Raw genomic sequence first — 21,600 nt, forward strand, 5'->3', positions numbered from 1 at the left:
TCGCTTTTGAAATGAAATCCGCGTGATTCTGCGACACACCTTCGCCCCGCCCAACAACACCCGCCTGAGCCACCTCTGCGGGCCGCTGGATGGGCACCTGCGGCGCATCGAGGAGGCGCTGGACGTCAAGGTCGCGCACCGGCACGAGCAGTTCAAGGTCGAAGGCCACAAGGAAAACGCGCAGCGCGCGATGGACGTGCTGCAGGCGCTCTACGAGATTGCCCAGCGCCCCATCGACGCGGCCGTGGTGCAGCTCACGCTCGCCGGCGACAGCACGCTGGAAGAGTCCGAGGACGGCTCCGTCAAGCTCGCCACGCGGCGCACCGACCTGCGCGCACGCACGCCCAACCAGAGCGTCTACCTGCACAACATCGCCGAGCACGACATCACGCTGGGCATCGGCCCGGCCGGCACCGGCAAGACCTACCTGGCCGTGGCCAGCGCGGTCGATGCGCTGGAACGCAGCGCAGTGCAGCGCATCGTGCTCACGCGCCCGGCCGTGGAGGCCGGCGAGCGGCTCGGCTTCCTGCCCGGCGACCTGACCCAGAAGGTCGACCCCTACCTGCGTCCGCTGTACGACGCGCTCTACGACCTGATGGGCTTCGATCGTGTGCAGAAGGCCTTCGAGCGCAACACGCTGGAGATCGCGCCGCTGGCCTTCATGCGCGGGCGCACGCTCAACAACGCCTTTGTGATCCTGGACGAGGCACAAAACACCACGCCCGAGCAAATGAAGATGTTTCTGACGCGTATCGGCTTCGGCGCCAAGGCGGTGGTCACCGGCGACGTGAGCCAGATCGACCTGCCGAAGGCGCAGCTGAGCGGGCTGATCGATGCCGAACGCGTGCTCAGGCGGGTCAACGGCATCGCCATCACGCATTTCACCAGTGCCGACGTGGTGCGGCATCCGCTGGTGGCCCGCATCATCGATGCCTACGACGGCGCGCGCAAACGCGCGGCCACGCGCTGATGGCGCTGGCCAGCTTGTCGCTGTCGCTGCAGTTCGCGCGCTTTCGCGAGGTGGCGCGCCACCGCAACGCGCTGCCGCGGCACCGGGTCGCGCGCTGGATCCGGCACGCGCTCGAGGCCGACGGCGAGATCACGGTGCGCATCGTCGATGCCGAGGAAGGCCAGCAGCTCAACCGCGAGTTCCGCGGCAAGGACTACGCGACCAACGTGCTGACCTTCGACTATGCGCAGCGCCCGGTCGTGATGGCCGACCTGGTGCTGTGCGCGCCGGTGGTCGCGCGCGAGGCGAAGGAACAGCGCAAGACCCTGGCCGCGCACTACGCCCACCTGCTGGTGCACGGCACGCTGCATGCCCAGGGCTGGGACCACGAGACCGGCGAGGCCGATGCCGAGGCCATGGAGGCGCGCGAGATCGAGATTCTCGCAGGCCTGGGGATCAGGAACCCCTATTGACTATGCAATCTGCAGCGGGATGGTGACCGGCCCGTCGTTCACCAGCCGCACCTGCATGTCCGCGCCGAATTCCCCGGTGGCGACCACGGGATGCGCCGCCCGCGCCCGGGCAACGAAGTACGCGTAGAGCCGCCGCCCCTCGTCGGGCGGGGCAGCCTGGGTGAAGCTGGGCCGGTTGCCGCCGCTGGCATCGGCCGCCAGCGTGAACTGGCTCACCACCAGCAGGCCGCCGCCGGTGTCCTGCACGCTGCGGTTCATCTTGCCGGCCTCGTCCGAAAAGATGCGCAGCTTGAGGATCTTCGCCAGCATCCGGTCCGCTTGCGCCTCGCCGTCGCCACGCTCGGCGCACAGCAGCACGAGCAGGCCGGGGCCGATGGCGCCGACGGTTTGCCCCGCGATGTCGACGCGCGCCTCGGCCACGCGCTGCAGCAGCGCTTTCACAGGGGCGTCTCCTCGATCTGCGTGGCACGCGCCTCCATGCCCAGCGGCAGCAGCTGGATGGTCGCGCGCAGCCCGGGCACTGCGTCCATCAGGGACTGCTCAAGCGCGTCGCGCAGGTCCGCGGCGCGCTGCAGCGGCCAGTCGCCGGGCACATGCATATGCAGGTCGGCGAAGCGGCGCTGGCCGGCCCGGCGCGTGGCGATATCGTCGAAGCGCAGCTGCCGACCCTCGGGCACGCTGGCAGCGAAATGCTCCAGCGCGGCATGCAGGAGGGCCTGCGACTCGGGGTCGAGCGCCTCGTCCATCAGGCCCTGCGAGGAGCGCCAGACCAGTCTCACGCCCTCGCGCGCGATGTTGAGCGCCACGCCGATCGCGAGCAGCGGGTCGAGCCACAGCCACCCTGTCAGCCCGACCGCGACGATGCCTACCAGCACCCCGGCCGAGGTCCATACATCGGCCATGAGGTGTTTCGCATCGGCCTCGAGCGCGACGGAGCGATGGGTGCGCGCGGCACGGAACAGCGCGAGGGCCAACGCAGCATTCAGCGCCGAGCTCAGCACCGACAGCGCCAGGCCCCAGCCCAGTTGCTGCAACGGCTCGGGCGAGAGCAGCCGCACGATCGCGGCCCACAGGATGGCCGCGGCCGCGGCAATGATCAGGACGCCCTCGAAACCGGAGGAGAAGTACTCGGCCTTGTGATGGCCATAGGGATGGTCCGCATCGGCGGGCCGCGCCGCGATCGTGACCATCGCGAGCGCGAACATCGCGCTGGCCAGGTTGACGAAGGACTCCATCGCGTCCGAGATGAGCCCCATGGAATTGGTCAGCCAGCCAGCCGCGCCCTTCAGCACGATGGTGGCCAGCGCGACCACGATCGAGATGCGCAGCAGCAGCTTCGGGCTCAACGCCCTGGGCGATGGGGAGGGAACCAGGAACGACAAGAAGCAATCAGACAGGCGCCGCAGCGGGAGGCCGATTATGGGGTTCAGCCCGTACGACTCGCGCGGTCGCGTACCATCCTCTGGCCGTTCAAGAACTTTTGTTGCAATACAAAATGAATAACAGATGCCTTGCCACGTTGCTGTGTGGCCTTCTCCTGTCCGGCGCCGGTGCGCTCGCACAGACCACACCCGCATCCCCCGCTGCGTCGGGCATGCCGCCCGCCGCAGCCGAGCACGCCGGCATCCTCAAGTCCGTGCGCGGCAAGGTCGTGCTGCTGAGCGCCGACGGCAGCGCACGGTCGGCGCAGGCCGGTGACCCCATCGCGCCCATCGACCGTCTTCAGACAGAGGCCGACTCGGCCGCCAGCCTGGTGCTGCGCGACGGCACGACGATGGTGGTGGGGCCTTCGTCACGGCTCGACCTCAAGCAGTTCCATTTCGATTCGACGACGCACGATGGCGGTCTGCTGGTGTCGCTGCTGCGCGGCTCGCTGCGCATGGTCACCGGATTGATCGGCAAGACGCAGCCCGATGCAGTGCGCGTGGAAACCCAGACCGCCACCATCGGCATCCGCGGCACCGACTTCATCGTGGAGGCGGACGCCGCGCAGTGATGGTTCAGCGCCGCCCCGCCGTTCTCGCGGCCGCACTGTCGGCCGCGCTGCTCGCAGCCTGCGCCGCGCCATCCACCACGCGCGTGGTGCTGCTGCCACAGGCGGACGGCACGTCCTCGGCCGTGGTCGTGCGTGCCAACAACGACGATGAACGGACGCTGTCCCAGCCCTACCAGCGCGCGACCGCCAAGGCCCGCGGCGCCCCGGCGATCGACCAGGTCGATCCGGCGCGGCTGCAGGCCCAGCACAGGGCGCTTTTCGAGATGCTCCCCGCTCCCGTGCAGAACTACACGGTGTACTTCGATATCGGTGATTCCGTCCTCACCGGCTCCTCGCAGATCGCGATGAACGAGGCCCTCAAGGCCGCGCTGGCACGCAGCGGCGGCGAGATCGTGGTGACGGGGCACACCGACACGATCGGTTCCTCGGCCCGCAACGACGAGCTGTCACGGCGCCGGGCCGAGCAGGTCCGGCAGCTGTTCCTGGCGCAAGGCTTCCCCGCGCAGCGGATCGAGGTGGTGGGTCGCGGCGAGCGCGACCTGGCCATCCCGACGGCGGACGAGGTCGAAGAGCCCCGCAACCGGCGGGTGACCATCGAGGTCCGCTAGGAGCCAAGGCCGTCAGTTGAGCGTCACGCGGGCGAACTTTCGCTTGCCGACCTGCACGACGTAGGTACCGGCGCCGAGCTTGAGCCCCTTGTCGCCGACCACGCCGGAGTCCACGCGCACGCCGCCGCCGTCGATCAGGCGGTTGCCCTCCGAAGTCGACGGCGCGAGGCCCGCCTGCTTGAGCAATTGCGCGATGCCCAGCGGGGCGCCCGACAACGAAACCTCCGGAATCTCGTCCGGCACGCCGCCCTTGCTGCGGTTGATGAAGTCCTGCTCCGCCGCCTCGGCCGCGCCCGCGCTGTGGAAGCGCGCGGTGATCTCCTTGGCCAGCGCGACCTTGGCGTCCTTCGGGTTGCGGCCGCCATCGACCTCGGCCTTCAGCGCCGCGATCTCGGCCAGCGAGCGGAAGGACAGCAGCGTGTACCAGCGCCACATGAGCTCGTCCGAGATCGACAGCACCTTGGCGAACATGGTGTTGGGGTCCTCGCTGATGCCGATGTAGTTGTTCTTGCTTTTCGACATCTTCTCGACGCCGTCCAGCCCCTCCAGCAGCGGCATGGTGAGGATGCACTGCGGCTCCTGGCCGTACTCCTGCTGCAGATGACGGCCTACCAGCAGGTTGAATTTCTGGTCGGTGCCGCCCAGTTCGAGGTCGGAGCGGAGCGCCACCGAGTCGTAGCCCTGCATCAGCGGGTAGAGGAATTCGTGCACCGAGATCGACTGCCCGGCCTTGAAGCGCTTGCTGAAGTCGTCGCGCTCCATCATCCGCGCCACCGTGTATTTGGCGGCCAGCTGGATCATGCCGCGCGCTCCCAGCGGATCGCTCCACTCGGAGTTGTAGCGAATCTCGGTCTTCGATGGGTCCAGCACCAGGCTGGCCTGGCGGTAGTAGGTCTGCGCGTTGGCCTCGATCTGCTCGCGCGAGAGCGGTGGTCGGGTGCTGTTGCGGCCTGACGGGTCGCCGATGGTCGTGGTGAAGTCGCCGATCAGAAAGATCACCGTATGGCCCAGATCCTGCAGCTGCCGCATCTTGTTGAGCACCACCGTGTGGCCGATATGGATGTCCGGGGCGGTCGGATCGAGGCCCAGCTTGATGCGCAATGGCTGGCCGGTGGCCTCCGAACGCTCGAGCTTCTTCACCCACTCGTCCTGCGGCAGAAGTTCATCGGTCCCACGAAGTGAAATTTCGAGGGCTTGTCCTACACCTTTGGACAGACTTGCGGATGTAACAAAACCCGGTTTCATGGCTAATTGCAGCAGCTTTCCGTATGTCCGAAGCTATACTGCCCGGACTTTTCAAGCGCCGGATTCTAAGCGGCGCTTTTTTCCGCACCGCCCTGCCGCCCCGTCCGATACGGCTTCTCGCAGGCGGATTTGCTGAACCTGAGCTGGAATTCGTAGTTTTGATCAACGGCATCCTGGCCGCCGAGGAAGCATTTGCTTCCCGGCTGGCGCACACTTTCCGGACATACCCTCGGCAGATCACGGCGGCCATCGCCGCCCTGCTTCTGTCCGCCGGCGGCGGAGCCTTCGCCGTCGCTTCGCTCGGTCCGGACGCGTCCGAACTGCCCGTCAAGCAGGTGTTCGAGGCGGTCAAGCCGCTCGCCTTCGAGAACCAGGTGGAGGCGCTCGACACGCATGGCTTCACCCTCTTCCGCACCGAGATCACCCGCTCGAGCGACACCGCCGAGGCGCTGCTGCGGCGCCTGGGCATCGCAGACGATGCCGCGGCGGCCTTCGTGCGCGGCAATCCGGAGGCGCGCATGGCGCTGCTCGGCCGCGCAGGCCGCACCGTCACGGCCGAAGCCAGCCAGGACAACACCCTGCAGAAGCTCAGCGCCCGCTGGATGCCCGATGGGGACGGCGCCTTCAAGCGCCTGGTGGTCGAGAAGGTCGGCGGCAGCTTCCGCGCCCGCACCGAGACCGAGGCCCTGACCCCGGGCACCCGGCTGGCCAGCGGCATCGTCCGCAGTTCGCTCTTCGCGGCGACCGACGATGCGCGCATCCCGGATTCGGTGGCCAGCCAGCTGGCCGATATCTTCTCCGGCGAGGTCGACTTCCGCTCGCTGCGCAAGGGCGACCGCTTCGCCGTCGTCTATGAGACCTTCGACGCCGATGGCCAGACGCTGCGCAGCGGCCGCGTGTTGTCGGCGGAGTTCGAGAACAACGGCAAGCTCCACCAGGCGCTGTGGTTCCAGGAACCCGGCCAGAAGGGCGCCTACTACCGGCCCAATGGCGATAGTCTGCGCCGCGCCTACTTGAACTTCCCGGTCGAGTTCACGCGTGTATCGAGCGGCTTCGCGATGCGCATGCACCCGATCCTCAACAGCTGGCGCCAGCACAACGGCGTCGACTACGCGGCCCCGGCCGGCACGGCGGTGCGCAGCGTAGGCGACGGCACCGTGGAGTTCGCGGGCACGCAGAACGGCTACGGCAACATCGTGATCGTGAACCACCGCAACAACCAGCAGACGGCCTACGCGCACCTCAGCCGCATCGACGTCAAGGCAGGTCAGACCCTGACCCAGGGGCAGACCGTGGGCGCCGTCGGCTCGACCGGCTGGGCGACCGGCCCGCACCTGCATTTCGAATTCCGCATCAACGGCGAGTATCACGATCCAACGACCATTGCCCAGCAGGAAGGCGGGGCGCCGATCTCGCCGGCCGCGCGACCGTCGTTCGACCGTTTGGCAGTAGCCGCCCGCACCGAACTGGCTGCGGCGTTTTCCGTCGTCCAAGCCAGCGCCGACTAGGCAATCGCCCCCTCCCGGCATGGCTGAAGAGCTCTTCATCGGCCTGATGTCCGGGACCTCGCTCGACGGCGTCGACGGCGTTTTGGCCGACTTCTCCGGCGAGCGCATCGCTGTGCGTGCCCACGCGACGGCAAGCTTCCCGGTTTCGCTGCGCGCCGAGCTGATGGCGCTCAACTCCCTTGGCGGCGACAACGAATTGCACCGCGCCGCCCTGGCCGGCAACGGGCTCGCGCGGGTCTATGCCGGGGTGGTCGAGCAGTTGCTCGCCGACACCGGCACCTCGCCCGCGGCCGTAACCGCCATCGGCGCGCATGGGCAGACCGTGCGGCACCGACCCGGAGAGTTCGACGATGTCGGCTATACCCTGCAGATCAACAACCCCTCGCTGGTTGCGGAGCTCACCGGCATCTGCGTGGTTGCCGATTTCCGCAGCCGCGACCTCGCGGCCGGCGGGCAGGGCGCGCCGTTGGTGCCCGGCTTCCACCGGGCGCTGTTCGCGCGCGACGAGCAGGCGGTGGCGGTGCTCAACATCGGCGGCATCTCCAATCTGAGTCTGCTGCCGGCAGGCAGTGGCACGGTTCTTGGATTCGACTGCGGCCCCGGCAATGCGCTGCTCGATCACTGGTGCCAAAGCCACATTGGCCAGCCCTTCGACAAAGGCGGCCGCTGGGCGGCCACCGGCCGCGTGCTGCCCGACCTGCTCTCGCGCTGTCTGGCGGATCCCTACTTCGCCAAGCCACCGCCCAAGAGCACCGGCCGCGACCTGTTCAATCCCACGTGGCTGGCCGCGCGCCTGGCGGGCGCAGCCGCCCAGCCGGCCGATGTACAGGCCACGCTGGCCGAGTTGACGGCCCTGGTCTGCGCCACCGAGCTGCAGCGCCATGGCGAAGACATTCGCCTGCTGATCATCTGCGGCGGCGGCGCGCTCAACGAGCACCTGATGGGCCGGCTGCGGGCGCTGCTACCCACGGTGCAGGTGCTCTCCTCCGCCGAGCGCGGCCTGCCGCCCCAGCAGGTCGAGGCGGCTGCCTTCGCATGGCTGGCGCGCAGCACGATGCGCCGGGAATCCGGCAACCTGGCGAGCGTGACGGGCGCACGCGGAGCCCGCGTGCTGGGCGCGATCTACCCAGCCTGAATCGACGCCCCGCGAGTCCACTGAATCATTGAAGCGGGCGGACAGCACCGACCGGTTCAATGTTTCAGTGGACTAATGTTGGCCCGAGACTTCAGGCTGCTCCGGTTGCACGGCTCTCGCGTGCGGCGGCAGGTGCCAGAAGATCAGGGCCGAGGCCACGGTGAGGAGCCCCATGCTCGCAAAAGTCGCCTGGAAGGCATGCAGCGTGGCCAGCGCGTCGATGCTGCCGAAGACCTCGGTATAGCCCGCCAATACTGCGCTGGCACCTGCCACACCCAGGCTCATCGCCAGCATCTGCACCATCGACAGCAGGCTGTTGCCGCTGCTGGCCATGCCCTCGTCGAGGTCGCGCAAGGTCACGGTGTTCATCGCGGTGAACTGCAGTGAATTGACCGCGCCGAAAGCCAGCAGCTGCAGGACGTGCATTGCCAACGGCTGCGATGGCGCGGCCAGGCCGAAGCTGGCCATCGTGAGCCCGACCAGCGCGGTATTGACCACCAGGACCCGGCGATAGCCGAAGCGGGTGATCAGCGGCGCGGCGGCCCGCTTCATGGCCATGCCGGCGAGCGCGATCGGCAGCATCATCAGCCCGGCTCTGAGCGGCGTATAGCCCATCGAGACCTGCAGCAGCAGCGGAATCAGGAAGGGCATGCAGCTGCTGCCCAGGCGCGAGAACAAGTTGCCGAGCAGGCCGATGCTGAGCGTCGGGATGCCGAAGAGCGACGGGGCGAAAAGCGGGTCCGGCCGACGAACGGCATGCAGCCAGTAGGCGGTAATGCTGGCGAAGCCGAACACCAGCAGCAGCAGCACGCCGGCCTGGCGCAGGCCCAGTCCTGAAACGCCATCGAGCGCCAGCGAGATCGCGACCATGCCGAAGGCCAGCATGGCGTAGCCCACGCCATCGAAAGGCCGCTGCTGCACGGCCCGGAGGTCCGGCATCAGCCTGAGCGTGGCCAGGCAGCCCGCCAGTCCCACCGGCACGTTGATCAGGAAGATCCAATGCCAGGAGGCGTACTGCACCAGCCAGCCGCCCAGCGTGGGCCCGAGCAGCGGCCCGATCAGCCCCGGAATGGCCACGAAGCTCATGGCCGCCAGGAACTCCGCGCGCGGCACCGTGCGCAGCAGCGCCAGCCGCCCCACCGGCAGCAGCAGCGCGCCGCCCAGCCCCTGCAGCACCCGCGCGGCCACCAGCGGGCCGATGCTGCGCGACAACGCGCAGGCCACCGAGCCGAGCACGAACAGCACGATGGCCGAGAAGAACACGCGCCGGGTCCCGAAGCGGTCGGCGATCCAGCCGGAGGCCGGGATCAGCATCGCCATCGTCAGCGAATAAGCCACGACGACCGACTGCATCCGCAGCGGACTCTCCCCCAGGCTGGCGGCCATGGCCGGCAGGGCGGTGTTGATGATGGTGGCGTCCAGCGTCTGCATGAAGAAGCCGACGGCGACCAGCCACAGCAGGCTCTTGCGCGTGGAAACGGAGGCGGTCATGGGGAGAACGACAGGCAGCAAAAAGCCGCCCGAAGGCGGCTCTTTGTTGCGGGGTCAAGCCATCAGGCCGAGAAGCTGGACCCGCAGCCGCAGGTGCTTGTCGCGTTAGGGTTCTTGATCACGAACTGGGCACCCTGCAGGTCTTCCTTGTAGTCGATCTCGGCGCCGACGAGGTACTGGTAGCTCATGGCATCGATCAGGAGGGACACACCGTTCTTGGTCATCGTCGTGTCGTCCTCGTTCACGATCTCGTCGAAGGTGAAGCCGTACTGGAAGCCTGAGCAGCCGCCGCCTTGGACGAAGACGCGCAACTTGAGATCGGGATTGCCTTCTTCGGCGATCAGGTCGGCCACCTTGGCGGCCGCGCTGTCCGTGAAGACGATCGGTTCGGGCATCTGGGTTTGAATGTTTTCGGCAACGGCGCTCATGGATAGAGAACTCCTGTAGAGGGGCCGAACGGAGCGGCCAACTCAAGAATGCTACTGCAATAACCAAAAAACCGCCCGAAGGCGGTTTTTTGGCAGTACGAGCGATAAGCCCAAGGCAATCGGCGAGCCGATCAGCGCTTCGAGAACTGCTTGCGACGGCGTGCGGAATGCAGGCCGACCTTCTTGCGCTCCACCTCGCGGGCGTCGCGGGTCACGAAGCCGGCTTGGCTCAACACCGGCTTGAGCGACGCGTCGTAGTCGATCAGCGCACGGGTGATGCCGTGGCGCGTCGCCCCGGCCTGCCCCGACTCGCCGCCGCCTGCCACGTTGACCATGATGTCGAAGGTCTCGACGTTGTCGGTCAGGAAAAGCGGTTGCTTGGCGATCATGATCGAGGTTTCGCGGCCGAAGAACGCAGTGATGTCCTTCCCGTTGACCGTGATCTTGCCGGAGCCTTTTTTCAGAAACACGCGGGCGACGCTGGATTTGCGACGGCCGGTGCCATTGTTCCATTCACCAATCATTCTCAAGGCTCCTTAGAGTTCCAGCACTTTGGGCTGTTGGGCGGTGTGCGGATGCTCTGCACCGCCGTACACCTTGAGTTTCTTGATCATCGCGTAGCCCAGCGGACCCTTGGGCAGCATGCCCTTGACGGCTTTTTCCAGGGCGCGGCCCGGATGCTTGGCTTGCATGTCGCGGAAGCTGGTGGCAGTAATGCCGCCAGGGTAACCCGAGTGGCGGTAGTACACCTTGTCAAGCGGCTTGGCGCCGGTGACGCGCAGCTGGGCTGCGTTGATGATGACGATGAAGTCACCGGTATCGACGTGAGGCGTGTAGATGGCCTTGTGTTTGCCGCGTAGACGGAGAGCAACTTCGCTGGCTACTCGTCCGAGGACCTTGTCGGTCGCGTCAATCACAAACCACTCGTGCGTCACGTCAGCGGGCTTGGCGCTGAACGTTTTGGTCATGAGTTTTCCTTGAAGGGAAAGTGGTTTGGGGGGCCCTTTTCCACGGTCGGTGTTCCTCTGACGGGAATCTCTTAGGTGGGGTCAAATGCTCCGCCGCGGGGCCGCAAAACGCTGCGAAGCCCGCGATTATACAAAGAATGGCCCGACGAGCGCAGCGGCGGACCCAGGGCAGTTACCATCCCCCCCATGTTCAGCTACCGCCACGCCTTCCATGCCGGCAACCACGCCGACGTGCTCAAGCACACGGTGCTGATCGCCGCGCTCGAGCACCTCCTCGAGAAGGACACCGCGCTCACGGTGGTCGACACCCACGCCGGCGCCGGGCTGTACCGCCTCGACGGCGACTACGCCGGTACCAGCGGGGAGGCCGCCGAAGGGGTGCTGCGGCTGCTCTCCGAAGCCGAGCCAAAGGCCGACGAGGCGCCGCTCGCTGACGCGCTGGCGCACTACCTCGCGGTGGTGCGGGACTTCAATCCCAAGGGCGGCGCGCGCGTCTATCCCGGCTCCCCCTTCATCGTTCAGCACCTGCTGCGCGAGCATGACAAGCTCAAGCTCTTCGAGCTGCACCCCACCGACGCGCGCACCCTGAGCGCCAACATCGCTCAGCTCGAGGCCGGTCGCCAGATCGCGGTGCTGCGCGACGACGGCTTCGGCAGCGCCACCAAGTTCCTGCCGCCACCGTCGCGCCGGGCGCTGGTGCTCTGCGACCCCAGCTACGAGATCAAGAGCGACTACGGGCGCGTGCTCGACTTCGTCGCCGAGGCGCTCAAGCGCTTCGCGACCGGCACCTACGCGATCTGGTATCCGATCATTCCGCGACCGGAGGCGCACGACCTGCCTCGCCGCCTCAAGACCCTGGCCACCAAGGCCGGCAAGCCCTGGCTGCACGCCACGTTGACCGTCAAGTCGAGCAAGATCCTGACCGACGCCTCCGGCGTCCAGCACCGGCCGGGGCTGCCCGCGAGCGGCATGTTCCTCGTCAACCCGCCCTTCACGCTGAAGGCCCAGCTCGAGCCTGCCCTGCCCCAGATGGCGCAACGCCTCGCACAGGACCGCCACGCCGCCTTCTCGCTCGACAGCGGCGGCTGAGCGGCGATCTTCAGCGTCGCAGGCGTGGCGGCACCTCGCGGACACGCCGCGGCGCCGGGTTCCTGGCAGGCTTCGCGGCCCTGGCTTCCGGGGGTGGCGCATCGATCGCGGCGGGATCGATCTCCGTGTCGCCGCAACGCGTGCTGTGCTTGTCGATGATCGACAACGCCACCTGCTTGATCCCCAGCCCCAGCATGTCCAGCGCATCCGCCGCTGCCCGGCTGAGGTCGATGATGCGGCCGGCCGAATAGGGCCCGCGGTCGTTGATGCGCACCAGCACCTCGCGGCCGTTGACCAGGCTGCGCACGCAGACGCGGGTGTTGAAGGGCAGCGTCCTGTGGGCGGCGGTCATGGCCGTCATGTCGAAGCGCTCGCCGTTGGCGGTCTTGCGCTGATGAAACTGGATGCCGTACCAGGAGGCGCCGCCGCGCTCGAAGATCTCGCGCGACCCTGCGTCCCCAGGCACGCCGTCGTCCTCGTCTGCGCCCGAAACCGCGAGGTCGTAGCGCACCGAAGGCACCTGCGAGCGCGGCGGTGCACCAGGCGGCAGCGCAGGCTGGCGGGCCAGCGGGCGCAGCCCGGTGCCGCTTTCGCCGGCCGAAGGCGTCGGCGCCGGCGGCGACGCGGGCTGCTGTGTGGTGCAGGCAGTCAGCGCAGCGGCCGCCAGTACCAGCGCGAGCCGCTTCGCGAGACAGGGGCCCCTCATCCTTCCCAACCCAGCCGCTCCAGCAACGCGAGCGTCGCCACCGACTGGTTCATGGTGTAGAAGTGGATGGCCGGCGCGCCGCCGCTCGCCAGGCGCGCGCAGAGCTCGGTCACCACGTCGAGGCCGAAGGCCTTGATCGAGGCGGTGTCGTCGCCGAAGCCCTGCAGCCGCAGCCGGATCCAGCGCGGGATCTCGGCGCCGCAGGCATCGGAGAAGCGCATCAGCTGGGTGGAGCTGGTGATCGGCATGATGCCCGGGACGATCGGGGTGTCGAGTCCGAGCCTGCGCGCCTCCTCGACAAACCGGAAGTACGCCTCCGGACTGAAGAAGTACTGCGTGATCGCGGCATCGGCCCCGGCGCGCACCTTGGCTGCGAAAGCCTGCAGGTCGGCCTCGGGCGAGCGCGCCTGCGGATGCACTTCGGGATAGCACGCGACCTCGATGTGGAAATCGCGGCCGGTCTCCTCGCGGATGAACCCGACCAGGTCGCTCGCATAGTGAAACTCGCCACCCATGCCGTAGCCGCTGGGCAGGTCGCCGCGCAGCGCCACCAGGCGCTTGACACCCATGGTCCTGAGCTCCTTCAGTTGCTCGCGCACGGTCGTGCGGGTGGCGCCGATGCAGGAGAAATGGCAGGCGGCATCGACCCCCTCGCCAAGGATCTCGCGCACCGTGCCGAAGGTGCCCTCGTGGGTCGACCCGCCCGCGCCATAGGTCACCGAGCAGAACTCGGGCCGGCGCGCATAGAGCTGCTGGCGTACGGCGCGCAGCTTGACCACGCCTTCGGGCGTCTTGGGCGGAAAGAATTCAAAGCTCAACGGAAGGCGCACGGCCGGCTCCTGGTGGGCCGCTCGCGAAAGCGGCATGGATGAAGAACTCGCGGTTGCCGTCGCCACCCGCGATGGGACTGTCGAACCAGCCCCGTACCTGCAGGCCGAGCTGCTCGCAGGCCGCGCGCAGGCGCTGCTCGACCACTGGATAGAGCGAGGCATCGCGCACGATGCCGCCCTTGCCGATCTGCGCCGGCTGCAATTCGAACTGAGGCTTGACCAGCATCAGGAGTTCGCCTGTCGCGGCGAGCAGAGGAACCAGGGCAGGCAGCACGAGCGTGAGCGAGATGAAGGACAGGTCGCCGACGATCAGGTCGAACTGCGGCTGCGGCGGCGACGCCGCGCCCCATGCCGAGGCATCGAGCACGCGTGCATTGACACCCTCGACGGCGGTGACGCGCGGATCGCCGCGCAGCCGCGGATGCAGCTGGCCATGTCCGACGTCGACACCCACCACGTGCACCGCACCTTGCTGCAGCAGGCAGTCGGTGAAGCCGCCGGTCGACTGGCCGACGTCCAGGCAACGCCTGCCGCGCACCTCGATGCCGGCCGCGGCCAGCGCGCCCTCGAGCTTGAGCCCGCCGCGCGAGACGTACCGCGCTTCGGCCGGATCGAGCAGTTCGAGCTCGGCATCCTTCGGCAGGTCCTCGCCGTTCTTGCCCACCGTGCGCCAGCGCGCACCGTCATGCCAGCGCAGGCCTCCCGCGATCAAGCGCACGGCCTGCGAGCGCGAAGCAGCCAGGCCGCGTTCGACGAGCAACTGATCGGCGCGCACGGCGTTGCGCGGCCCCCGCTCAATAGCGGTAGCTGTCCGGCTTGTAGGGGCCGTTCTTGTTCACGCCGATGTACGCGGCCTGCGCGTCCGTCAGCACCGTGAGCTCGGCCCTGAGCTTGGACAGCTGCAGGCGCGCGACCTTCTCGTCCAGGTGCTTGGGCAGCACGTAGACCTTGCCGACCTGATAGGCGTCGGGCTTGGTGAAGAGCTCGATCTGCGCGATCGTCTGGTTGGCGAAGGAGGAGCTCATCACGTAGCTCGGATGGCCCGTGCCGCAGCCCAGGTTCACCAGCCGGCCCTTGGCCAGCAGGATGATGCGCTTGCCGTCCGGGAAAATCACGTGGTCGACCTGCGGCTTGATCTCTTCCCACTCGTACTTCTCGAGCGAGGCGACCTCGATCTCGTTGTCGAAGTGGCCGATGTTGCAGACGATCGCCTGGTCCTTCATCGCGACCATGTGGGCGTGCGTGATGACGTCCTTGTTGCCGGTGGTGGTGACGAAGATGTCGGCCTTGTCGGCGGCATATTCCATGGTCACGACGCGGTAGCCTTCCATCGCGGCCTGCAGCGCGTTGATCGGGTCGATCTCGGTCACCCACACCTGGGCGCTGAGTGCGCGCAGGGCCTGGGCCGAGCCCTTGCCCACGTCTCCGTAGCCGGCCACCACCGCCACCTTGCCGGCGATCATCACGTCGGTGGCGCGCTTGATGCCGTCCACCAGCGACTCGCGGCAGCCGTAGAGATTGTCGAACTTGCTCTTGGTCACCGAGTCGTTCACGTTGATGGCGCGGAACAGCAGCGTGCCCTTGGCGGCCATTTCGTTGAGGCGGTGCACGCCGGTGGTGGTCTCCTCGGTCACGCCGATGATCTCGGCCGACTTGCGGGTGTACCAGGTGGGATCGACGGCCAGCTTGGCCTTGATCGCGGCATAGAGAATGCGCTCCTCGTCGCTGGTCGGGTTCGCCAGCACGCCCTGGTCCTTCTCGGCCTTCTGGCCCAGGTGCATCAGCAGCGTGGCGTCGCCGCCGTCGTCGAGGATCATGTTCGGGCCTTCGCCGGCCCCACCCTTGGGGCCGAAGTCGAAGATGCGATGGGTGTAGTCCCAGTAGTCCTCGAGCGACTCGCCCTTGATCGCGAACACCGGCGTGCCGGCGGCGGCGATCGCGGCGGCCGCGTGGTCCTGGGTCGAGAAGATGTTGCACGAGGCCCAGCGCACCGTGGCGCCCAGCGCCTGCAGGGTCTCGATCAGCACTGCGGTCTGGATCGTCATGTGCAGCGAGCCGGTGATGCGCGCGCCCTTCAGCGGCTGGCTCCTGGCGAATTCTTCGCGGATGGCCATCAGGCCGGGCATTTCGGTTTCGGCGATCTTGATTTCCTTGCGGCCCCAGGCGGCAAGGGACAGGTCGGCGATCGCCTGGTCGGCGGTGGACACCGGGGAAGCTTTGAGAACGGCGCTCATGTTGGCTCCAAACAAACTTGATTGAATGAGCCGCTGCGATCGGGGAAGAAACTCACCGCGAGAACAGCGGGTGAGCGTGGTTGCGAGTGGGTCCGAGCCTCACGCCTGCCGGCGCTGCAACGCTCCTCGGAAGCGGCGGATTTTACCTGAGCGGCGCCAGAATGCCACGGGCATCGATAATTGCGGGTTCGGCCGACGCCCGCGGTCCACCGCCTTCATTCGTTTCGCTTCTTCATGTCTTTCGCCTCCGAAACCCGACGCCGTCGCACCTTCGCGATCATCTCCCACCCCGACGCCGGCAAGACCACGCTGACCGAGAAGCTGCTGCTGTTCTCCGGCGCGATACAGATCGCCGGCTCGGTGAAGGCGCGCAAGGCCTCGCGCCATGCCACCTCCGACTGGATGGAGATCGAGAAGCAGCGCGGCATCTCCGTGGCCAGCTCGGTGATGCAGATGGTCTACCGCGAGCACGTGATCAACCTGCTGGATACGCCGGGCCACAAGGACTTCTCCGAGGACACCTACCGCGTGCTGACCGCGGTCGACTCGGCCCTCATGGTGATCGACGCGGCCAACGGCGTCGAAGCGCAGACCCGGCGCCTGATCGAGGTCTGCCGCCAGCGCGACACGCCCATCATCACCTTCGTCAACAAGATGGACCGCGAGGTGCGCGAGCCGCTCGACATCCTCGACGAGGTGGAGCGCGAACTCAGCATGCCCTGCGTGCCGATGACCTGGCCAGTTGGCCAGGGCAAGACCTTCCGCGGCATCATGAACCTGCGCACCCAGGCCATGACGGTGTTCGAGTCGGGCAGCGAGCGGCTGCCGCAGGACTTCGAGACCATTGCGCTGACCGAACGCGACACGCTGACCCGGCGCTTCGGTGCCGACTTCGAGAGCGCCATGGAAAGCATGGAGCTGGCCACCGGCGCCTCGCCCACCTGGGACAGAGAGGCCTTCCTGGCGGGCAAGCAGACGCCCGTGTTCTTCGGTTCCGGCGTGAACAACTTCGGCGTGATGGAAGTGCTCGACGCGCTGGTCGACCTGGCGCCCTCGCCGCGCTCGCGCACCAGCACCACCATGGTCAACCGCCAGCCGGTGGTGAAGGAGATCAAGCCCGACGACAAGGACTTCGCCGGCGTGGTGTTCAAGGTGCAGGCCAACATGGACGCCAACCACCGCGACCGCATCGCCTTCGTGCGCATGGCCTCGGGCAAGTACACGCCGGGCATGAAGCTCAAGGTGCAGCGCACCGGCAAGGAGCTGCGCCCGACCAGCGTGGTCACCTTCATGAGCCAGCGGCGCGAGGCGGTGGAGGAGGCCTATGCGGGCGACATCGTCGGCTTCACCACGCACGGCGGCGTGCAGCTGGGCGACACCATCACCGACGGCGCCTCGCTGCAGTTCACCGGCCTGCCCTTCTTCGCGCCCGAGCTCTTCATGACCGTGATCCTCAGGAACCCGCTGCGCACCAAGCAGCTGCAGCAGGGCCTGGCCCAGCTGGGCGAGGAAGGCGCGATCCAGGTGTTCCGGCCCGAGGTGGGCGGTCCGATGCTGCTGGGCGCGGTGGGACAGCTGCAGTTCGAAGTGGTGCAGCACCGCCTGAAGACCGAGTACGACGCCGACGTGCGGCTGGAAGGCTGCCAGTACACCGGCGCGCGCTGGATCACGGCCGACACGCCGGCCGAGCTGCGCGCCTTCACCGACGCCTACCCGGCACGCATGGCGCGCGATGCGGCCGACACACTGGCCTACCTGTGCACCTCGCCCTATGACGTGCGGCTGGCGCAGGAGCGCTTTCCGAAGATCCATTTCCATCCGCTGCGCGAGCATGCGGGCCTGGCCCTGCAGAGCGTGGGCTGACAATGCCCCCCACGCTCGGCACTGACGTGTCCTCGCTGCCCCCCGAGGGGGCGCAGCCGCCCTTGGGGCGGCCCGGCGGCCGGCTGATGCTGCCGCTCGAGGCCTGGCCCATCGAGACGCGCGCGCAGCTCGTCGGCGTGTTCACCGACATCGACGACACGCTGACCACCGAGGGCGCCGTGACGCCGGATGCGCTGGACGCCATGAGCGCGCTGCGGGCCGCCGGGCTGAACCTCGTAGCCGTGACCGGCCGCCCGGTCGGCTGGAGCGAGCCCTTCGCGAGCGTCTGGCCCGTCGATGCGATCGTCGCGGAGAACGGCGCCGTCGCGCTGGTGCGCACCGCAGCAGGCCGCATCGAAAAGTGCTACCAGCAGGATGCCGCGACCCGGGCGCGCAACTTCGAGCGCATGCAGGCCGTGCTCGTGCGCATCGAGCGCCAGATCCCCGGCGCGCGCCGCGCCGCCGATGCTGCCGGCCGGGAATGCGACATCGCCATCGACCACAGCGAATTCACCCGGCTCGACGACGCCACCATCGCGCAGGTGGCCGACCTGATGCGCAGCGAAGGCATGCACGCCACCGTGAGCAGCATCCACATCAACGGCTGGTACGGCGAGCACAACAAGCTGGAAGGCGCCCGCTGGATCGTGCGCGAGCTGTGGGCCCGCCCGCTGGACGAGGAGATGCAGCGCTGGGCCTACGTGGGCGACTCGACCAACGACGCGCTGATGTTCGAGCATTTCGCCCACAGTGTGGGCGTCGCCAACGTGCGACGCTTCGAGGCCTCGCTGGCCCACCTGCCGCGCTACGTGGCGCCCAGCGAGCGTGGAGCGGGCTTTGCCGAAGTCGCGGCCGCCATCCTCCAGGCACGCGGCTGAAGGCGCCCTGCCGCTTCTTCACGGCGCAATCGTGAAGCCGACCGGCCCGGCGCTGGGCATCGACCGGCCATCGGCGTTGTTCAGGAACTCGGCCCTTGCCGTGTAGCTGCCCTTGGGAGGACTGAGCCAGAGCTCGGTCTGCCCGCCGTCGAGTTCGATGACCTCGGGACGCTGTCCATGCCGCTGCAAGGTCAGGCGGAAGCGCCCGGTCTCCGGCAGCTTCGGCGCGGCATGCGAGACGTTGTAGCCGCTCGCGTGCAGTTGGATGCGCATCGGCACCTGCACCGTCGCGCGCTCGGCCGGGCTCAGGATTTCGATGCGCTGCGCGCCCAGCAGCGCGGCCGGCGCAACGCCCTTGTATTGCCGGCTCACCGTGAGCCTGAGCGGCTTGCTGTAGACGAAGAAGGGTATATGCCCCTGGTCGGCCAGCACCAGGCGCAGCGAGCAGCTGCCCGGCGGCAGATCGATCACCGTCTCCATCTGGCCCTTGCCGAAATGGATGTACTGGTCGGTGAAGGGCAGCGGCTTGCGGAAGTCGAGCGGCAGCGGCTGGTTGATCAGCAGATGGTGGTGCCCCGCGTGGCCGGCGCTCTGGCCGGCGGGCACGATGCCGCGCATGGACAGTCCGAAGCGCGCCACGAACGGCGACTCGAGCGTCGCGCCATCCCTGAGTCCGGCGCATGACGCATGCAACGCTCACGCGAGCGTCGGGGGGGCGAAGGCTCAGCCCAGCTGCGCCCGCGCCCAGCGCACGATATCGGCCGCGCCCATGGCCCCGGCCTGGCGGGCGATCTCGCGGCCGCCGCGGAACAGGGCGAGGGTCGGAATGCTGCGGATGTTGAAGCGCGCGGCCAGTGCCGGCACGGCCTCGGTGTCGACCTTGGCGAGCCGCACCTGCGGTTCGAGCTGGGCCGCCGCTTGCTCGAAGCCGGGCGCCATCTGCAGGCAAGGGCCGCACCAGGGTGCCCAGAAATCCACCAGGACGGGGATTTCGTTGCGGCCGATGTGACGCTCGAAGGCCGGCTGGTCCAGCGCCGTCGAGCGGCCGCCGAAGAGCGGGCGGTGGCAACTGCCGCAATCGGGCGCGCTGCCCAGCTGTGCCTGGCGCACGCGATTGGTGGTGTGGCAATGGGGGCAGACAACGTGCAGCGATTCGTTCATGGGGGACTCCGTCACGATCATCCCGGGGAGCTGGGGCCGGGTGCGGCGAATGCAAGCGGCCGCGACAATGCCGCGCATGGAATACACCATCCGCAGCATGAGCCGCGACGAGGTCGCGGTAGCAGTCGACTGGGCCGCGGACGAGGGTTGGAACCCCGGCCTGCACGACGCCGCCTGCTTCCATGCCGCCGACCCCGATGCCTTCCTGGTCGCCGAATGCGGCGGCGAGCCGGTGGGCTGCATTTCCGCAGTCTCCTATGCCGGCCGCTTCGGCTTCATCGGCCTGTACATCGTGCGGCCCGACTGGCGCGGGCGCGGCATCGGGCTTCGCCTCTGGACGGCGGGCATGAAGCGGCTGTCGGGCCACGTCGTGGGCCTCGATGGCGTGCCCGCGCAGCAGGACAACTATCGCAAGAGCGGCTTCGTGCCGGCATGGAACAACGTCCGCTTCGCCGGCACGGCCGGTGCCGCAGCGCCCGGCGCGCACGTGCCGATCGTGCCACTCGCAAGCGTTGACTTCGCCGCACTGTGCGCCGACGACCGTCGCGTCTTCCCGGCACCGCGCGACGCCTTCCTGCGCTGCTGGACTGCCATGCCCGACGCCATCGGCCTGGCCTGGCTCGAGGAAGGAAAGGTCGCCGGATGGGGCGTGATCCGGCGCTGCCGCGAGGGCCACAAGATCGCCCCGTTGGTGGCCGACACACCCGGGATCGCGAGCGCGATGTACGCCGCCCTGTGCGCCGCGGTGCCGGCCGGCGACACGGTGTACCTCGACGTGCCACTGCCCAACGCGGCCGCCGTCGCGCTGGCGCAGGCGCAGGGCTTGCGCAGCGTCTTCGAGACTGCGCGCATGTACGCGGGCCCGGCCCCAGCCTGCGAACTGCAGCGGGTTTACGGCATCACGAGCTTCGAGCTCGGCTAGCCACGCTCACTGCGGCTTGGCCAGCCCCAGCTTCTCGATGAGCGCCTTCTCGCGCATGAAGGTGGCCTGGGCGAACTTCGCGTAGTCGGCCGAACTCATGTAGTTGGGCAGCATGTCGTAGCGGCCCAGGGCGGCCACGTAGCTGGGCTCCTCCATCGCTTGCTTGAAGGCGTCGTGCAGCTTCTTCACCACCTCCGGCGGCGTGCCCTTGGGCGCGCCGATGCCGAAGGGCGAGCTTTGCACGATGTCGTAGCCCAGCTCCTTCAGCGTCGGTGCATCCGGGAACTTGGCCAGCCGCTTCTCGCCCCAGGTGTTGAGCACCCGCAGCTTGCCGGCCTCGACCTGCGGCGCAAAGCCGGTACTGTCGGCCGCGGCCATCAGCTGGCCGCTGAGCACCGCGAGCATCAGGTCGGCGCTGCCCTTGTAGGGCACGTGCTGCAGCTCGATGCCGGCCTGCTGCGCGACGAGCTCCGTGGTGAGGTGGGGGCTGGTCAGGTTGCCGGTCGAGCCGTAGGTCAGCTTGCCGGGGTTGGCCTTGGCATAGGCCACGAAATCCTTCCAGGTCTTGAAGGGACTGTCGGCCGGCACGACGATGCCGAAGGCGTAGCCGGTGACGTTGATCACGTAGCTGATGTCCTTCACCGGGTCCCAGGTGATCTTGGTGGTGTAGGGCAGGCGGAACACGCCCAGCGGGGTCTGCCCGACGGTATACCCGTCCGGCTGCGCGGTCTGGAGCGCCTGCGCAGGCAGCGTGCCGCCGGCACCGGGCTTGTTCTCGACCACGATCGGCTGGCCGAGGATCTTCGAGGCGTTGTCGGCCAGCTGGCGCATCGTGATGTCGGTCGGGCCGCCGGCGGGGAAGGCGACCAGGAGCTTGATCGGCTTGGCAGGAAAGCTCTGGGCGTGCGCAGCGGCGGCAGCCGCCAGGCCGAGGGCGGCGCACAGGAGGGAACGGCGAAACATGGGACAGCTCCAGGACAGAAAGGCCTGCCATTTGGCCGCGATGCCGGGCTCCGGGCAATCGGGGCTGACCCCCGGGCCTGTCGCCGGCGCGTCAAGCCGCCTGCTGCACGTCCGCGCGCTCGTAGAAACTGGCCTTCGTGCCGTTGCCGTGGT

General features: G+C 68.1%; 24 protein-coding genes and 1 riboswitch. Of the genes, 10 read left to right on the forward strand and 14 right to left on the reverse strand.

The window, feature by feature from the left end; translation table 11 throughout:
* The first annotated feature begins 22 nt into the window (after nt 1–22).
* Both E5P3_RS26420 and ybeY read left to right on the forward strand, forming a co-directional pair.
* Complete coding sequence (locus E5P3_RS26420; RefSeq protein ID WP_162588669.1) at nt 23–970, forward strand: PhoH family protein; 948 nt, start codon at nt 23–25, stop codon at nt 968–970.
* Entirely contained in the window at nt 970–1,422 is a 453-nt protein-coding gene (gene ybeY, locus E5P3_RS26425) for an rRNA maturation RNase YbeY (protein ID WP_162588670.1), read from the forward strand. The genes E5P3_RS26420 and ybeY overlap by 1 nt, the downstream gene beginning before the upstream one ends.
* Here ybeY and dtd read toward each other — a convergent pair whose 3' ends face one another.
* Together dtd and E5P3_RS26435 are read right to left on the reverse strand one after the other, a co-directional pair.
* Entirely contained in the window at nt 1,423–1,863 is a 441-nt protein-coding gene (gene dtd / locus E5P3_RS26430; RefSeq protein WP_162588671.1) for a D-aminoacyl-tRNA deacylase, read from the reverse strand. It abuts the gene before it with no gap.
* A complete protein-coding gene (locus E5P3_RS26435) occupies nt 1,860–2,768 on the reverse strand; it encodes a cation diffusion facilitator family transporter (RefSeq protein WP_232073318.1) in 909 nt (302 codons plus the stop codon). The genes dtd and E5P3_RS26435 overlap by 4 nt, the downstream gene beginning before the upstream one ends.
* 149 nt (nt 2,769–2,917) lie before the next feature.
* On the opposite strand from E5P3_RS26435, the gene E5P3_RS26440 reads away from it, so the two are divergent.
* Both E5P3_RS26440 and E5P3_RS26445 read left to right on the forward strand, forming a co-directional pair.
* Complete coding sequence (locus tag E5P3_RS26440) at nt 2,918–3,418, forward strand: FecR family protein (protein WP_162588673.1); 501 nt, start codon at nt 2,918–2,920, stop codon at nt 3,416–3,418.
* Nucleotides 3,418–4,026: an OmpA family protein gene (locus E5P3_RS26445; protein ID WP_162588674.1), complete on the forward strand. Its 609-nt coding sequence runs from the start codon at nt 3,418–3,420 to the stop codon at nt 4,024–4,026. Before E5P3_RS26440 ends, E5P3_RS26445 begins: the two co-directional genes overlap by 1 nt.
* A 12-nt stretch (nt 4,027–4,038) precedes the next feature.
* Here the strand turns inward: E5P3_RS26445 and tyrS are convergent, their stop codons facing one another.
* Entirely contained in the window at nt 4,039–5,271 is a 1,233-nt protein-coding gene (gene tyrS, locus E5P3_RS26450; RefSeq protein ID WP_162588675.1) for a tyrosine--tRNA ligase, read from the reverse strand.
* A 158-nt stretch (nt 5,272–5,429) separates the two neighbouring features.
* On the opposite strand from tyrS, the gene E5P3_RS26455 reads away from it, so the two are divergent.
* Both E5P3_RS26455 and E5P3_RS26460 read left to right on the forward strand, forming a co-directional pair.
* Nucleotides 5,430–6,779 carry a M23 family metallopeptidase gene (locus E5P3_RS26455; protein WP_162588676.1) on the forward strand — a complete coding sequence of 450 codons (1,350 nt, stop codon included), beginning with the start codon at nt 5,430–5,432 and terminating at the stop codon, nt 6,777–6,779.
* 19 nt (nt 6,780–6,798) lie between these two features.
* Complete coding sequence (locus E5P3_RS26460) at nt 6,799–7,914, forward strand: anhydro-N-acetylmuramic acid kinase (protein WP_162588677.1); 1,116 nt, start codon at nt 6,799–6,801, stop codon at nt 7,912–7,914.
* Nucleotides 7,915–7,986: 72 nt separating this feature from the next.
* On the opposite strand, the gene mdtD is transcribed toward E5P3_RS26460, so the two are convergent.
* The 4 genes from mdtD to rplM form a co-directional block, all read right to left on the reverse strand.
* Entirely contained in the window at nt 7,987–9,405 is a 1,419-nt protein-coding gene (mdtD, locus tag E5P3_RS26465; protein WP_162588678.1) for a multidrug transporter subunit MdtD, read from the reverse strand.
* Nucleotides 9,406–9,467: 62 nt separating this feature from the next.
* The gene (erpA, locus tag E5P3_RS26470) at nt 9,468–9,833 is read right to left on the reverse strand and encodes an iron-sulfur cluster insertion protein ErpA (protein WP_068683558.1); all 366 of its coding nucleotides are present in this window, start codon (nt 9,831–9,833) and stop codon (nt 9,468–9,470) included.
* 131 nt (nt 9,834–9,964) lie between these two features.
* Nucleotides 9,965–10,357 (reverse strand): 30S ribosomal protein S9, encoded by a 393-nt coding sequence (gene rpsI, locus E5P3_RS26475; protein ID WP_162588679.1) that lies wholly within the window; start codon nt 10,355–10,357, stop codon nt 9,965–9,967.
* A 12-nt stretch (nt 10,358–10,369) separates the two neighbouring features.
* Nucleotides 10,370–10,801, reverse strand: coding sequence for a 50S ribosomal protein L13 (gene rplM / locus E5P3_RS26480; protein ID WP_162588680.1), 432 nt, complete (start codon nt 10,799–10,801; stop codon nt 10,370–10,372).
* Between the two features lie 186 nt (nt 10,802–10,987).
* Here rplM and E5P3_RS26485 point away from each other — a divergent pair, with 186 nt between their 5' ends.
* Nucleotides 10,988–11,890, forward strand: coding sequence for a 23S rRNA (adenine(2030)-N(6))-methyltransferase RlmJ (locus E5P3_RS26485; RefSeq protein ID WP_162588681.1), 903 nt, complete (start codon nt 10,988–10,990; stop codon nt 11,888–11,890).
* Between the two features lie 10 nt (nt 11,891–11,900).
* Here E5P3_RS26485 and E5P3_RS26490 read toward each other — a convergent pair whose 3' ends face one another.
* Genes E5P3_RS26490 through ahcY form a run of 4 tightly spaced genes read right to left on the reverse strand, consistent with a single transcriptional unit; the run spans nt 11,901 to nt 15,660 of the window.
* Nucleotides 11,901–12,596, reverse strand: coding sequence for a septal ring lytic transglycosylase RlpA family protein (locus E5P3_RS26490; RefSeq protein WP_162588682.1), 696 nt, complete (start codon nt 12,594–12,596; stop codon nt 11,901–11,903).
* A complete protein-coding gene (gene metF, locus E5P3_RS26495; RefSeq protein ID WP_162588683.1) occupies nt 12,593–13,426 on the reverse strand; it encodes a methylenetetrahydrofolate reductase [NAD(P)H] in 834 nt (277 codons plus the stop codon). The genes E5P3_RS26490 and metF overlap by 4 nt, the downstream gene beginning before the upstream one ends.
* Nucleotides 13,404–14,201 carry a TlyA family RNA methyltransferase gene (locus E5P3_RS26500; protein ID WP_162588684.1) on the reverse strand — a complete coding sequence of 266 codons (798 nt, stop codon included), beginning with the start codon at nt 14,199–14,201 and terminating at the stop codon, nt 13,404–13,406. The genes metF and E5P3_RS26500 overlap by 23 nt, the downstream gene beginning before the upstream one ends.
* A gap of 19 nt (nt 14,202–14,220) precedes the next feature.
* On the reverse strand, nt 14,221–15,660 hold the full coding sequence (gene ahcY, locus E5P3_RS26505; RefSeq protein ID WP_162588685.1) for an adenosylhomocysteinase: 1,440 nt from the start codon (nt 15,658–15,660) through the stop codon (nt 14,221–14,223).
* 65 nt (nt 15,661–15,725) lie between these two features.
* Nucleotides 15,726–15,794: riboswitch (S-adenosyl-L-homocysteine riboswitch) on the reverse strand.
* A 100-nt stretch (nt 15,795–15,894) separates the two neighbouring features.
* Between ahcY and E5P3_RS26510 the strand changes: the two genes are divergently transcribed.
* Together E5P3_RS26510 and E5P3_RS26515 are read left to right on the forward strand one after the other, a co-directional pair.
* Nucleotides 15,895–17,523, forward strand: a complete 1,629-nt coding sequence (locus E5P3_RS26510) for a peptide chain release factor 3 (protein WP_162588686.1) — start codon at nt 15,895–15,897, stop codon at nt 17,521–17,523.
* A gap of 86 nt (nt 17,524–17,609) precedes the next feature.
* Nucleotides 17,610–18,401, forward strand: coding sequence for an HAD-IIB family hydrolase (locus E5P3_RS26515; protein WP_162589880.1), 792 nt, complete (start codon nt 17,610–17,612; stop codon nt 18,399–18,401).
* 18 nt (nt 18,402–18,419) lie between these two features.
* Here the strand turns inward: E5P3_RS26515 and E5P3_RS26520 are convergent, their stop codons facing one another.
* Together E5P3_RS26520 and trxC are read right to left on the reverse strand one after the other, a co-directional pair.
* Nucleotides 18,420–19,040, reverse strand: a complete 621-nt coding sequence (locus tag E5P3_RS26520; RefSeq protein ID WP_232073319.1) for a DUF4399 domain-containing protein — start codon at nt 19,038–19,040, stop codon at nt 18,420–18,422.
* Between the two features lie 84 nt (nt 19,041–19,124).
* Nucleotides 19,125–19,562 carry a thioredoxin TrxC gene (gene trxC / locus E5P3_RS26525; protein WP_174263102.1) on the reverse strand — a complete coding sequence of 146 codons (438 nt, stop codon included), beginning with the start codon at nt 19,560–19,562 and terminating at the stop codon, nt 19,125–19,127.
* Between the two features lie 76 nt (nt 19,563–19,638).
* Here trxC and E5P3_RS26530 point away from each other — a divergent pair, with 76 nt between their 5' ends.
* Complete coding sequence (locus E5P3_RS26530) at nt 19,639–20,484, forward strand: GNAT family N-acetyltransferase (protein WP_162588687.1); 846 nt, start codon at nt 19,639–19,641, stop codon at nt 20,482–20,484.
* A gap of 6 nt (nt 20,485–20,490) precedes the next feature.
* Here E5P3_RS26530 and E5P3_RS26535 read toward each other — a convergent pair whose 3' ends face one another.
* Nucleotides 20,491–21,447, reverse strand: coding sequence for a tripartite tricarboxylate transporter substrate binding protein (locus tag E5P3_RS26535; protein ID WP_162588688.1), 957 nt, complete (start codon nt 21,445–21,447; stop codon nt 20,491–20,493).
* Between the last annotated feature and the right edge of the window lie 153 nt (nt 21,448–21,600).

Source organism: Variovorax sp. RA8, from assembly GCF_901827175.1.
Taxonomy (GTDB): Bacteria; Pseudomonadota; Gammaproteobacteria; order Burkholderiales; family Burkholderiaceae_C; genus Variovorax.

What these genes read in the sequence shown, in the direction of transcription:
- rpsI (WP_162588679.1), bottom strand. Translation starts at nt 10,357, where the DNA reads ATGATTGGTGAATGGAACAATGGCACCGGCCGTCGCAAATCCAGCGTC.
- E5P3_RS26485 (WP_162588681.1), top strand. Translation starts at nt 10,988, where the DNA reads ATGTTCAGCTACCGCCACGCCTTCCATGCCGGCAACCACGCCGACGTG.
- mdtD (WP_162588678.1), bottom strand. Translation starts at nt 9,405, where the DNA reads ATGACCGCCTCCGTTTCCACGCGCAAGAGCCTGCTGTGGCTGGTCGCC.
- E5P3_RS26535 (WP_162588688.1), bottom strand. Translation starts at nt 21,447, where the DNA reads ATGTTTCGCCGTTCCCTCCTGTGCGCCGCCCTCGGCCTGGCGGCTGCC.
- E5P3_RS26510 (WP_162588686.1), top strand. Translation starts at nt 15,895, where the DNA reads ATGTCTTTCGCCTCCGAAACCCGACGCCGTCGCACCTTCGCGATCATC.
- ahcY (WP_162588685.1), bottom strand. Translation starts at nt 15,660, where the DNA reads ATGAGCGCCGTTCTCAAAGCTTCCCCGGTGTCCACCGCCGACCAGGCG.
- E5P3_RS26460 (WP_162588677.1), top strand. Translation starts at nt 6,799, where the DNA reads ATGGCTGAAGAGCTCTTCATCGGCCTGATGTCCGGGACCTCGCTCGAC.
- E5P3_RS26515 (WP_162589880.1), top strand. Translation starts at nt 17,610, where the DNA reads ATGCTGCCGCTCGAGGCCTGGCCCATCGAGACGCGCGCGCAGCTCGTC.
- E5P3_RS26440 (WP_162588673.1), top strand. Translation starts at nt 2,918, where the DNA reads ATGAATAACAGATGCCTTGCCACGTTGCTGTGTGGCCTTCTCCTGTCC.
- E5P3_RS26445 (WP_162588674.1), top strand. Translation starts at nt 3,418, where the DNA reads ATGGTTCAGCGCCGCCCCGCCGTTCTCGCGGCCGCACTGTCGGCCGCG.
- E5P3_RS26530 (WP_162588687.1), top strand. Translation starts at nt 19,639, where the DNA reads ATGGAATACACCATCCGCAGCATGAGCCGCGACGAGGTCGCGGTAGCA.
- trxC (WP_174263102.1), bottom strand. Translation starts at nt 19,562, where the DNA reads ATGAACGAATCGCTGCACGTTGTCTGCCCCCATTGCCACACCACCAAT.
- rplM (WP_162588680.1), bottom strand. Translation starts at nt 10,801, where the DNA reads ATGACCAAAACGTTCAGCGCCAAGCCCGCTGACGTGACGCACGAGTGG.
- ybeY (WP_162588670.1), top strand. Translation starts at nt 970, where the DNA reads ATGGCGCTGGCCAGCTTGTCGCTGTCGCTGCAGTTCGCGCGCTTTCGC.
- E5P3_RS26490 (WP_162588682.1), bottom strand. Translation starts at nt 12,596, where the DNA reads ATGAGGGGCCCCTGTCTCGCGAAGCGGCTCGCGCTGGTACTGGCGGCC.
- tyrS (WP_162588675.1), bottom strand. Translation starts at nt 5,271, where the DNA reads ATGAAACCGGGTTTTGTTACATCCGCAAGTCTGTCCAAAGGTGTAGGA.
- erpA (WP_068683558.1), bottom strand. Translation starts at nt 9,833, where the DNA reads ATGAGCGCCGTTGCCGAAAACATTCAAACCCAGATGCCCGAACCGATC.